Source organism: Rhizobium sp. 10N414, from assembly GCF_056394785.1.
In genome coordinates this window covers 61025-73512 of record NZ_JBFTIN010000004.1, presented here as the reverse complement: position 1 = coordinate 73512, position 12488 = coordinate 61025, and the positions used below count along the sequence as shown (strand labels likewise).

The 12488-nt window shown below is 59.3% G+C and carries 9 protein-coding genes; 2 read left to right on the top strand and 7 right to left on the bottom strand.

Annotated elements, in window-relative coordinates:
• Positions 1–135: 135 nt before the first annotated feature.
• Complete coding sequence (locus AC1DE4_RS06490; RefSeq protein WP_477880578.1) at positions 136–1542, top strand: FAD/NAD(P)-binding protein; 1407 nt, start codon at positions 136–138, stop codon at positions 1540–1542.
• Here the strand turns inward: AC1DE4_RS06490 and AC1DE4_RS06485 are convergent, their stop codons facing one another.
• From AC1DE4_RS06485 to cyoA, 5 genes are read right to left on the bottom strand one after another with little or no spacing between them, the layout of a single operon-like run.
• Positions 1543–2298 carry an SURF1 family protein gene (locus AC1DE4_RS06485; protein WP_477880576.1) on the bottom strand — a complete coding sequence of 252 codons (756 nt, stop codon included), beginning with the start codon at positions 2296–2298 and terminating at the stop codon, positions 1543–1545.
• Between the two features lie 47 nt (positions 2299–2345).
• Entirely contained in the window at positions 2346–2747 is a 402-nt protein-coding gene (cyoD, locus tag AC1DE4_RS06480; protein WP_477880574.1) for a cytochrome o ubiquinol oxidase subunit IV, read from the bottom strand.
• Positions 2744–3364 (bottom strand): cytochrome o ubiquinol oxidase subunit III, encoded by a 621-nt coding sequence (cyoC, locus tag AC1DE4_RS06475; protein ID WP_477880572.1) that lies wholly within the window; start codon positions 3362–3364, stop codon positions 2744–2746. The genes cyoD and cyoC overlap by 4 nt, the downstream gene beginning before the upstream one ends.
• A 4-nt stretch (positions 3365–3368) precedes the next feature.
• On the bottom strand, positions 3369–5372 hold the full coding sequence (gene cyoB, locus AC1DE4_RS06470) for a cytochrome o ubiquinol oxidase subunit I (RefSeq protein ID WP_477880570.1): 2004 nt from the start codon (positions 5370–5372) through the stop codon (positions 3369–3371).
• A 45-nt stretch (positions 5373–5417) separates the two neighbouring features.
• Complete coding sequence (cyoA, locus tag AC1DE4_RS06465) at positions 5418–6593, bottom strand: ubiquinol oxidase subunit II (RefSeq protein ID WP_477880568.1); 1176 nt, start codon at positions 6591–6593, stop codon at positions 5418–5420.
• 379 nt (positions 6594–6972) lie between these two features.
• On the opposite strand from cyoA, the gene AC1DE4_RS06460 reads away from it, so the two are divergent.
• Positions 6973–8304: an MFS transporter gene (locus AC1DE4_RS06460; protein ID WP_477880566.1), complete on the top strand. Its 1332-nt coding sequence runs from the start codon at positions 6973–6975 to the stop codon at positions 8302–8304.
• A gap of 902 nt (positions 8305–9206) precedes the next feature.
• Here AC1DE4_RS06460 and AC1DE4_RS06455 read toward each other — a convergent pair.
• Together AC1DE4_RS06455 and AC1DE4_RS06450 are read right to left on the bottom strand one after the other, a co-directional pair.
• Positions 9207–9677 carry a cyclic nucleotide-binding domain-containing protein gene (locus AC1DE4_RS06455; RefSeq protein ID WP_018856664.1) on the bottom strand — a complete coding sequence of 157 codons (471 nt, stop codon included), beginning with the start codon at positions 9675–9677 and terminating at the stop codon, positions 9207–9209.
• A gap of 93 nt (positions 9678–9770) precedes the next feature.
• Positions 9771–12485 carry an ABC transporter transmembrane domain-containing protein gene (locus tag AC1DE4_RS06450; RefSeq protein ID WP_477880564.1) on the bottom strand — a complete coding sequence of 905 codons (2715 nt, stop codon included), beginning with the start codon at positions 12483–12485 and terminating at the stop codon, positions 9771–9773.
• Positions 12486–12488: the final 3 nt, after the last annotated feature.

Below are 12488 nucleotides of genomic sequence, written 5' to 3'. Positions count from 1 at the left end.
CGCTTTGATACACGACCAGTTTGATAGACTATAGGGCGGTTCAAAACCGCGTGAACCAGCGCAACGCGCGAGCGTTTTTTTCCCGCGTTGAAACCAATCGAGACACGATGCGCAGACGGTCGCAAGGGAGTTGAGATGACGGTTCAAGGCCTGTTTTCTTCGAAGTCAGCGGCGGCAGCAAAGATCTCCGCCATGCCGCGTTTTGCCATTGTCGGCCGCGGCTTTTCCGGAATGATGATGGCGATCGCGCTGATGAAGACAGTGCGCCTGCCTTTTCATCTGCAACTCTTCGACCCCAACTCTTCGGTGAGCGGAGGGCAGGCACTCTCGTCGGCCCGGACCTCGACGATCCTGAATACGCGTGTTCGCGATCTTTCCGTCTCGGTGGGCGATACGGATGATTTCAACGACTGGCTTTGTAGTAACGCGGAATTCCGCGCCGCCGTGCCTGCGGCGATCCCGGGATTTCGCCAGATCTTCGTGCCGAAAGACATTTTCAGCGACTACGTCTACCAGCGCTTCTCGGAAGCCTTGTCCGCCCGCAAGGACATTACGGTTCAGGTCTGCCATGAACCGGTTGTGGCGATCCGCAAGAGCCACGGCAACCGTTTCCTTCTCGAAAGCGCCAATCCAGCCAATCCCCTGTTCGACACTGTCATACTGGCCACTGGCTATGGTCTGCCTGAGACCGAGGAGACTGAGCAGGAGCCGTCGCAGGTGAGAGCCCAGCGCCTGGTTGCGCGCCCACACACGGTCCTTCTCGGCAGCGGCATCAGGGTTGTCGATCAGCTCCTGCAATTGCGCGACGCCGGCTACGCGGGGCAGGTTACCATCCTTTCCCGACATGGCTTCCTGCCGCAGAGCCATACGCCGAACTCCGCCGACCCGGTTTTTCCGGCCGACGCGCTGCCAACAAACCTCCCTGACATCCTGCGCTTCGTCCGCACGGCCTGCCGCGAGGCAGAGGAAGAGGGCAGAAGCTGGCAATCCGTGATGAACGGGCTGCGAAAACACGCTCGCTCTCTGTGGCGCGCACTGCCAGCCCATCAGAAGCATCAGTTCAACCGGCACTTGCGGGCGATCTATGACAGCCACCGCAACCGCTTGCCCGAGGCCATCTACGCCCGTCTCCAAAGCGAGCTCGCCAGTGGCAATACCGTACTGCGCCGTGGCGTCGTGGGTCGGCAGGGCCTGAGCGGTCTCTTCTTCCGGCCCGCCGGCTCGCACGCCGACGAGATCGTTCATGCCGAGCGTATCCTGGATTGTCGCTGCCGCGCGCCGCAACTGACCTCGCCATTGTTGGCAAGCCTTGTGAGCGGAGGTTTGGCCCTCGCAGACGAATTGTCGCTCGGACTTGCCGTCAATCAGCGGGGCCAGCCCTGTCTTGAGGATGGATCAATGGTCGATGGACTGTTTGCCGTCGGGCCCCTCGGCCTTGGCAGTCTGCCTGACATCGACCTCGTACCCGAGATCGTCAGCCAGGCCCATGCGGTTGGCGAACATATGGCTGAGCGCTTCTATCCCCGGAGCAAGGCCGTCTGATCAGGATCGACGCGCGCGCAACTCGCCGCGGACGACGAAAGCGAGCAGTCCAGCGGCCATGAAAGCAAGTGCAAACCAGGTGATCGCGTAAACCAGATGGTTGTTGGGGAAGGCGATTTGCGTCAGCCCACCGACCGGCAGGCCGCCTGGGTTTGGCGTCGCATCAGCATCGATAAAGTAGGGGGCGGGATCTGCCACGCCGCGACGGTCGGCGATCGCGGCGACATCGCGTGAATACCAGCGATCATTGGCCGGATCATTGGACTTGATCAGCGTGCCTCCAGGCTCGGTAATCCGCAGCAGTCCGGTGATTTTTACCGGGTTTGCTATCTGCCCTTCGCTGCGTGTTGCCGGATCGCGCTTGTCCGTCGGGACGAAACCGCGGTTGATCAATACCGAGGTGCTGTCGGCTAGCTTGAGCGGGGTGATCACCCAATAGCCGGGCCCGAGCGTCGTCGATGCGTAGATCAGCGTTTCCCTGTCGTTTTGCAGGGTCCCTTCGGCAGTCACACGGCGATATTCGTCATTGGCGCGGCTGACCTGTCCCCACTGCATGCGCACTGGCGCGGGAACCGGCTCCGCATGGACGCGCTGATCGACGCGGGCAATCAGATCCTCTTTCCAGGAAAGCCGCTCGACCTGCCAGACACCAAGCGCAAGCAGTGCTGCAATTAGCACCAGCATGAGACCGCAGAATATCGCAAGCCCGGCGGCAGTATGCTGTCTTTGTGCCTTCTCGGAGGGGATGTCGGCCATTGCCAGAAAACCTTGGCGGGCGGCGTCACCACCGCCCGCTCTTGCCTTTAGGGCATATTCTTCATCATTTCCGGGCTCATCGGCATCATGTTCGTATTCAGATGATGCATGACCCAGAGCGAGCCGGCGAGCGCGATGGCGACGAGCAGAAGCGTGAAGATCAACGCCATCATCGTCCAGCCGCCTTCCGAGCGCGGGTTCATATGAAGGAAGAAAATCATATGAACGACGATCTGGACAGCCGCGAGCCCCATGACCCATGCGGCCGTTACCGATGGATTTTCGAAGATGCCGGCCATGACCAGCCAGAACGGGATCGCTGTCAGGATAACCGACAGCACGAAGCCGATCATATAGCTCTTGAAGGTGCCGTGGGCGGCCACATGACCATGGCTGTGACCATGATGGGCTTCGTGGGCGTCCTCGGTTACTGGTGCGTTAGAGGTCATCCGAGGACTCCCATAAGATAGACGAAGGAGAAGACGCCGATCCAGACGACGTCAAGGAAGTGCCAGAACATCGACAGGCACATCAGGCGGCGGCGGTTTTCCGGGATCAGGCCACGGATCGACACCTGCACCATCAAGGTTACCAGCCAGACGATACCAAAGGTGACGTGCAGACCATGTGTGCCGACCAGCGTGAAGAAGCCGGACAGGAAGGCACTGCGGGTTGGACCTGCGCCCTCGTGGATCAGGTGCGAGAACTCGTAGAGTTCAATCCCAAGGAAGGCTAGGCCGAAGAGGCCGGTAATGGCCAGCCAGAAGAGTGTGGCGCCCTTCTCCTGCCGCTCCATCTGCAGCATCGCAAAGCCGTAGGTGATGGAGGACAGAAGCAGCATCGAGGTGTTGATCGCCACCAGCGGCAGATCAAAGAGATCGGCCGGCGAGGGCCCCGCGGCAAAGTTGCGGCCGAGGACGGCGAAGGTTGCAAACAGCACTGCGAAGATGAGGCAGTCGCTCATCAGGTAGAGCCAGAAGCCCAGCATTGTGCTGCCTTCCGGATGGTGCTCCTCGGTGAGGTAGAATTCAGGCTTGTCTGCCTTGTCGATCACAGCATCGCTCATGGTCTTACACCTGCTCGGCAAGCAGCGCGGTACGCTTGCGTTCCGTTTCCGTGACTTCTTCGGCGGGGATATAGAAGTCGCGATTGTAGTTGAAGGTATGGCCGATCGCGACGGCGATCATGGCGACGAACGAAAGCACGACCAACCACCACATGTACCAGATGAGGGCAAATGCCAGCACGACGCTGATCGCGCCGAGGATGACACCGGTTCCGGTGTTCTTCGGCATGTGGATCGGCTTGAAGCCTTCCAGCGGACGGGCATAGCCGCGCGCCTTCATGTCGTACCAGGAATCATGGTCATGGACGACGGGGGTGAAGGCGAAGTTGTAGTCCGGCGGCGGCGACGAGGTCGACCATTCCAGCGTGCGGCCATCCCAGGGATCACCGGTCGTATCCCGCAACTCCTCGCGCTTGAAGAAGCTGACGACGAGCTGGATGAGGAAGCTGGCGATGCCGATCGCGATCAGGACGGCGCCGAAGGCGGCAAGGATGAACCAGATCTGCAGCGACGGATCTTCGAACTGCGACACGCGGCGCGTGACGCCCATCAGGCCGAGCACGTAGAGCGGCATGAAGGCGAAGTAGAAGCCGATCAGCCAGAACCAGAAGGACATCTTGCCCCAGAAGGGATCGAGCTTGTAGCCGAACGCCTTGGGGAACCAGTAGGTGACGCCAGCCATCAGGCCGAACACCACGCCGCCGATAATGACGTTGTGGAAGTGGGCGATCAGGAAGAGCGAGTTGTGCAGCACGAAGTCGGCCGGCGGAACAGCGAGCAGAACGCCGGTCATGCCGCCGATGACGAAGGTCACCATGAAGCCGAGCGTCCACAGCATCGGCACTTCGTAGCGAATGCGTCCCCTGTACATCGTGAACAGCCAGTTGAACATCTTCGCCCCTGTGGGGATCGAGATGATCATCGTGGTGATGCCGAAGAAGGAGTTGACGCTTGCACCCGAACCCATCGTGAAGAAGTGATGCAGCCAGACGAGGTAGGACAGGATCATGATCACGCAGGTGGCGTAGACCATCGAGGCGTAGCCGAAGAGACGCTTGCCGCAGAAGGTGGCAACGACTTCCGAGAAGATGCCGAAGGCCGGCAGCACGAGGATGTAGACCTCCGGGTGACCCCAGATCCAGATGAGGTTGACATACATCATCGGATTGCCGCCGAGATCATTCGTGAAGAAGTTTGTGCCGGCGTAACGGTCGAGCGACAGGAGCGCCAGCGTCGCCGTCAGGATCGGGAAGGTCGCGACGATCAGGATGTTGGTGCAGAGCGCGGTCCAGGTGAAGACCGGCATCTTCATGAAGCTCATGCCGGGTGCGCGCATCTTCACGATCGTCGCGATCAGGTTGATGCCCGATAGCGTCGTGCCGACACCGGCCACCTGCAGACCCCAGATGTAATAGTCGACACCGACGCCCGGGCTATAGGCGGCTCCCGACAGCGGCGGATAGGCAAGCCAGCCGGTCTGGGCGAATTCGCCGACGAAAAGCGAGATCATGATGATGATCGCACCGGCGGTCGTCATCCAGAACGAGAAATTGTTCAGGAACGGGAATGAAACGTCGCGGGCGCCGATCTGCAGCGGCACGACGAGGTTCATCAGGCCCGTGACGAACGGCATGGCCATGAAGAAGATCATGATGACGCCATGGGCCGTGAAGACCTGGTCGTAGTGATGCGGCGGCAGGTAGCCGGCGGATCCGTTGAAGGCGATTGCCTGTTGCAGACGCATCATGATCGCGTCGGAAAAGCCGCGCAGCAGCATGATGAGCGCCAGGATGACGTACATGATGCCGATCTTCTTGTGATCGACGCTCGTCAGCCAGTCGCGCCAGAGATAACCCCAAAGCTTGAAATAGGTAACAACACCCAGAAGAGCGATGCCGCCAAGTGCGACTGCCGCAAAGGTCACGACCAGGATCGGCTCGTGATAGGGGATCGATTCTAGGGTCAACCGACCGAAGATGAACTTCAGGAGGTCAGGATTGGAAAACATGGATGAACCCGTTCATTGATGTCGTATCGACGCAAAGCGCCAGGTCTAATTGCTGTTTGATTGCGCAGGCGCCGGGTCGCTGCCGGTGCCGTGGTCCATGCCGGGCATTGTGTGCCCGTCATGCTGCATTCCTGGCATCGTCTGCATGTCGCCAGACTGGCCGGCGCCGTTTTGAGCGTCTGCCGGCTTGGTTTCGCTGGCATCGGGGCTTTCGCCCGCAGGCGTTTCGTGACCGCCACCGGCCTGATCGGAATGGCGGTTGTCGTAGAGCAGCTTCTCGCGATTTTCAGCGCTTTCCTTGCCGCCGCCACCCATCCGGTCGATGTGCATCATTTCGTTCATGCACATCTGACCGGGGGCCGCGCACATGTTGAGGATCGCGTTAAAGAGATCCTTGTCGACGGTGGAGAAGTAACGCACCGGCTCCCTCTCACTCGGCCGTTCGAGCTTGAGATAGGTATCCCTATTAAGCGCAGTTCCCTTTTCCCTCACCTGCGCAACCCATTGGTCGAAGCCCTGCTGGTTTACGCCATGGAACTTGAAGCGCATGTGGGAGAAACCCGCGCCGCTATAGTTGGCCGAAAAGCCGTCGAAGATGCCTTCCTGGTTGATGACGGCATGAAGCCTGGTCTCCATGCCGGGCATTGCATAGATCTGGCCCGCAAGCGCAGGCACGTAGAAAGAATTCATGACCGACGAGGAGGTGATCCTGAAGCTGATCGGAACATCGACTGGCGCTGCCATTTCATTGACGGTCGCAATCCCGAGTTCGGGATAGAAGAACAGCCATTTCCAGTCGAGTGCGACGACTTCGACGGTCAGCGGCTTGGTATTGGCCGGGATGGCGCGCTCGGCGTCAATCCGATCGAGCGGACGAAATGGGTCGAGCTTGTGCGTGCTGATCCAGGTGATGGCCCCGAGCGCGATGATGATGGCCAGTGGTGCTGACCATATGACCACTTCGAGACGGGTGGAATGGTGCCATTCCGGATCATAGGTGGCAGCCGTATTGGAACGGCGATAACGCCAGGCAAACAGCAGCGTCAGGAAGATCACCGGAACGATGATCAGCAGCATCAAAACCGTCGACACGATAATCAGGTCGCGTTGCTGCATGGCGATATCGCCCGAAGGCGACATGACCACCAAATTGCATCCCGCCAGCGTCAGAAGCAGGGGCAGAATGAGGAGATGGCGGGAAAACTTTGGCAGTTTTTGCACGTCTCTATGCTCTTGTTGTTTCGTCCAGACCGCGACTAAAGCACCGTACCTGATAGCAACATGAGGTGTTTGGTCGCAGTGCAGCAGAAATGCCGCACTGCGGGATAAGGCACGTGGCGCAGGATGTCAAAATCCTGATGAAAATTCGAAGGATTCTTGCGCACAATCCATTTTGAGGGGCTAATATATCCGCACACGCCGATCATGCCAGTCTTTTGCAGACCGATTTCGCGGCATGACCGTGATTTTTCATCCACATCTGATTTTCAAGCCGGATGATGAACTATTTGCGTCGATCGGACTTGATAAGCGCGGTGGTTTGATCAAGATCGCTAGTGAGGCGCTTTGCCACAGGGTGCCTCAACGAGGGAGGCATTTAATGGCAGGTACAACACACTACGGACCATCGTCCACATCGATGGAGCAGGATGCGCGGCGAATTCATGCCGACAAGCCGATATCAGCCGGCAGTATCGCGATGGGCGTCGTCATCGGGCGCGCGTCCGAATTTTTCGATTTCTTCGTCTATGGCCTGGCATCCGTGCTGGTCTTCCCTCAGCTTGTCTTTCCTTTCGCGCCCGATCGACTGACGGCAACGCTTTATTCCTTTGCGATCTTTTCGCTCGCATTTCTGGCGCGCCCGGTGGGATCGCTTGTGTTCATGACCATCGACCGTTTCTATGGCCGCGGCGCCAAGCTGACCATTGCATTATTCCTGCTTGGGGGCTCGACGGCTTCGATCGCTTTCCTGCCAGGCTACAGCGAGATTGGAGCCTGGTCGATCGCGTTGCTCGCCCTCTTCCGGCTCGGCCAGGGCTTTGCGCTCGGCGGCGCATGGGACGGCCTGGCATCGCTGCTGGCACTCAACGCGCCGCCAAACCACCGCGGCTGGTATGCGATGATCCCGCAGATCGGTGCCCCGATCGGCTTTGCGCTGGCAAGCGCGCTGTTTGGCTATTTCATCGCCAATCTGTCCAGTGAGGACTTCCTGAGCTGGGGCTGGCGCTATCCGTTCTTTGTCGCCTTTGCGATCAACGTGGTTGCGCTGTTTGCGCGTTTGCGTCTGGTCATGACGCCCGAATTCGGCTCGGCACTCGAACAGCACGAGCTCGAGGCGGCACCGATCCGCGACGTGGTGCGTATCCATGGTCGCGACATCCTGCTCGGCGCCTTCGTGCCGCTCGCGAGCTTCGCGATGTTCCACCTCGTGACGATCTTCCCGCTGGGCTGGGTGTATCTTTACGGAACCCAGCCGATCGGCGGTTTCATGGTCGTGCAGATCATTGGCGCCGTGGTCGGTCTCGTCGCCATCGTCGTCTCCGGCATGATCGCAGACCTCATCGGCAGGCGTGCACAGCTTGCGATCTGTGCCGTGCTGATTGCGATCTTCAGCTTTGTCGGTCCGCTCCTGATGGCAGCCGGCTCCGGGGGACAGAGTGCATTCGTGATCATCGGCTTCGGCGTCCTCGGACTGTCCTTTGGCCAGGCGACCGGCTCGATTTCGTCGCGCTTCGGCAGAGGTTATCGCTATACCGGCGCGGCCTTTACCTCCGACCTTGCCTGGCTCGTTGGCGCCGGCTTTGCCCCGCTCGTCGCACTGACCCTGTCCAGCCACTTTGGACTGCCTTTCGTTGGCTACTACCTGCTGTCTGGCGCGGTCTGCACGCTTGCGGCATTGGCCTTCAGCAGGGCGCTCGAACAGCGCGAGTAAAAAAGACCCTGTTCAATCCGGGTCCAACCTACAGCTCTGAAGTAGGTCGTGCGTTCTGCAGACGTGAATGGGGATCGCGCCAACCGCGTCCCCTACCCATCTGCCGTGCGCTCCGCCCGGCCCGCGACATGGCTTTCAATTTCGCGAACAGGCTTTCGATGGCATTGCGGTCGGGCCAGTAAGGCAGCAGAAGATATGAGTGATCCCAATGTGCGCGATAGCCTCGCGCACATTGGCTGTTATGCGGACGACAGGTTGTCCATAACGACAACCTCGCCAATTTGAGGATCGCCGCCAACACTTGCTCGACATTCAAGCAGGAAGAGCCTGCCGTTCATCGCTTCATCCCAGAAAAACGGCGCGGTCCTGCCGATAAGGCGCAAGGGTCGGAAGGTCGTTAATTCCCAGCCGCCGTGCAGCACGCAAGCGAGACACCCGCTCCCCTCGGGGCGCACGTACCGCGCAAGCAGTCAATCAGGGTTCTGGCGGCAGGATGCTCGCTCATGCGACCATCTTTGACGCATGGTCCGGCCAATTTAAAGTGAACGCCCGTCCGATCTAAAATCAAAGCGCGTCCGGTCTAAAACACGGGCGGGCTTTCGCACCCGTCGAAGTCCTGGATCCCGGCCTATTGCATCGGCTTGCGGAATACGAAGGGCGGAGGATGATATTGGCGAGCGTTGACCACGATGTGCTGATCGCGACCCCGATCGGCTGAAGCTGAGAGCGATCCGCGACCAGCTCGACACGTTGCTGCGCTGGTTTATGAGGCTCGTTCGCTTTGCCGCGAACGCCTCCCAGCAGCGTCTGGACACCTGCAGAATGCGCAAACTACCAGGGGCTGCACACATGACCCGGATTGAACAGGATCTGCTGCAAAGTCGCGAATAACAGCAGTAGCGTTACATCGCGGCCACTTGCGGCTGCTTGGCAGCGCGCGCGGCAGTCAGCTCGGCCGTTGTATGGTTCAGACGGTCTGCCAACACGCGCATGATCTCGACGGCCATTTCGGGGAAATCGCTCAGTAATTTAAGAAAGTGTTCCTTGCTGATGCGCAGCACTTCCAGGGGCGAGGTGGCGCGAATCGTCGCGGTACGCGATACGTCGCACAATATGGCGATTTCACCGACGATGGAGTTGGGTTCCACATCGGCGACCTTGATGTCGCCTGCAGGTGAGTGGACAAGAATGTCGGCCGTTCCGGACAGGACGACATAGGCGGCATCACCCGGATCTCCCTGATGGAAGAGGTCCTGCCCGACGTTGTATGTCATGCGATCGGAAGTGAAGGCCAACAATTTGAGTTTTGCAGGTGCAATTCGGGAGAAGATCGGCACCCGCCGCAGCATTTCAACTTCGTCTCTCAATAACATATGCGTACTACCCCCGTCGCGCTTTCCGGTGCACGACGCTTGACCGTGGCACCTCGCAAAAGGGCACCATCTTTATTGTCCCTCTTTAGGATATTACGATAACAGTTCCTTGAACATACCGTTTTGTTCGGAAAGCTCCGGAAAGTTGCCTGCCTCGGCCAGCGCACCGCGGTCAAACAGCAGGATTCGATCAAATATTTCCGCAAGTTTTGCGTTCGAAAGCACCCAGATGATGGCCGGCTGTTCGCCTTCCTTGTGCAATCCCTCGACCACATTTCGGGTAATCTGATCCTGAATACGCTGGTCGAGCGCGGATAAGGGCCGGTTGAAGACAAAATAGTCAGACCGTTTGAGAAGCGCACGGGCAAGGTTCAGCTTCTGCCGTTGCACCATCGTCAGGCGCTTGCCGCCAGAACCGACATCAAACTCAAGCCCGATCGACAAGACGTCGTCGAAGAGTTCGAGAGAGTCGAAGAGATCGCCCATGATCGCCCGGATGCGGTCGGACGCGTCAGCCTGCTGATAGGCGATGCGGCCGAACAGGACGTTGTCCATGAGGCTTGCCGAGGAGATGAAGCCCTCCGGATCATACCGCTCGATGACCGCGGAAAGATCATCAGGAATATTCTCATGGAACTGTTTGCGGGCGCTGACGATCTTGGCCATCAGCGCGTCGGTCAGAAGACCGAAACGGTGCCGCGGCTCGATATAGGCAAAGCTGAGACGGATGATTGCAGAGCGCTCTTCGGGCGTTGCATCATCAAACCGTCGGCTCTGCAATTTCTGCAGCAGCGCCTGATAGGTCGGGATATCGTCAGCCGTCATGAAGGTCAGCTGCTGGAAGAACGGGTGATCCGGCGGCAGATCATGGAAGAGTTCGACGGCATTCTCCGCGATCTCCAGACCCATGGCGTAGAGATCGTCGCTGAGGCCGGTGTCGCGGAAGAGCGCCTGGAAATAGGGGTGGGCCGCCAGCCGGCGATTGTTCATCATCGGCCGTTTCATCGAGCCGAAGAGCAAATTCTCGCCGACGGTGGCTTGCGGATTGAACGCATCGAAATCGAACGGCACGACGATATTGCCGAGCTCCGACTCCTGCATGCGCTTGCGAAGTGCCGTACGCAGATCGACGATATGTCCGGCAAGCGTCACATGCACGCTCGTGTTGACGGTCGATCGAAGCGCTAGGTCTAGAATGTCCTGTGAAATGAGGACCGCATCGAGCACAGGACGGATTGCCGTCAGGATGTCCTCGGGGCCGGTTGCGCCGGCGGCCTGGTAGTCCACCCAGTCGCTGTTGATATCCATTGTCGGGTTGCCGGCCTTGACGGCCTCCTCGGCATGCCACTTGGCTTCAAGAGCCTCCTTGCCGTCGTACTGCGGGTCGCGCATCGGGGCATGCTTCAAGCCGTAAAGAAGATTGTCCCTAAGCGTCCCGTGGAAGAAGTAGGCGTCAGCGGAGGCGTAGGACATGCGCCGGCCGGTAATGGATTCAGGCAGATCGAGAAGGTCATGGCCATCGATCGTCACGCGGCCGGAATCCGGCCACACAAGCCGGCCGAGGGCTTCCGCGAAGGCTTCGGCACCACTCGAGTTCGGGCCGACGACCGCGACCGTTTCGTTGGGTTTGATTTCGACCGAGACGTGGTCGACCAGCCGTGCGCCGCTATCGTCGCTCACAGTCAGGTTTGTGATCACGAGCGGAGCCGTCAGGGCGCCGATCGTTTCTGACGAGATGTCCTGTATCTTGCCGTCGAGCAGCGGCTCGACGTTGAACTGCTCGTAGACCTGTTGATACTTGACCTGCACGTCCTGGCGCATCTGATCCCAGTCGATCAGTTCCTTGAGCGGCCCCGGAAGATCCTTGTAGGCGCTGATGACCGCAACGAGCTGACCGATGTCCAGTCGGCCCTGCAGCGCGAGATAGCCGCCGATTGCGTAAAACAGGAATGGAGTGACCTGGGCCAGGAAGTTGTTCAGGAATTTGACCAGGAACTTCCACTGGTAGAGGTCATAACGGATCGAGAAGATCAGCCCGAGCCGGGTGGCGATGTCGGCACGCTCGAAGTTCGAAGTGTCGTTGCCGTGAATCGTGCCGATGCCATCGACGATTTCGCCAACACGTCCGGACAGCTCGCGGGCTGTCAGCTGACGCTGGCGGCCAAGCTCGAGCAGGCGCTTTCTCATGCGCGGGATCACCACCGCCTGCACGCCGACGATCGCCGCGGCAATCATCCCGAGCCAGAAATTCTGCACGATGATGAAGGCGAGCGCCGTCAACGCCTGACCGCCGAGCAAGGCAGGCGAAACGAAGGCATCCCCCGTGAAGCCGCCCATCGGTTCGACTTCATCCTTGATCATCGTTGCGATCTCGGCCGACTTGACGCGCTTGAAATGCGACGGCGGGAAGCGGAGTACCCGGTCGATCAACTCGAAACGGATGCGGCGCAGCATGCGCTCGCCAAGCCGTCCCTTGTAGGTGTTGATGTAGAATTTGAAGAGGCCGTTCAAGACGACCAGCGCGAGGAAGACGAGGCTGAGCCCCATCAGCATTTGCAGGCGGTCAAGCTGGAGGCCCTTGAAGAACTCTACCTCGCCGATGACCGGAAAGGTGTAGGACAAACGCATGAACGTCTGCGTTGCGCCTTCGCCTTCAAAGCCATTGCCCTGAATCGGTCCGTTGACGATCTGCTTCGGCAGGTCGAAGGACAGAAAGTAGGGGATCATCGAGACTGCAACGACTGTCAAAATCCAGAGCTGCTGCAGCCGCGTGTTCGACCAGATGTAACGCGCGAGGCTTTTTTCCATTCC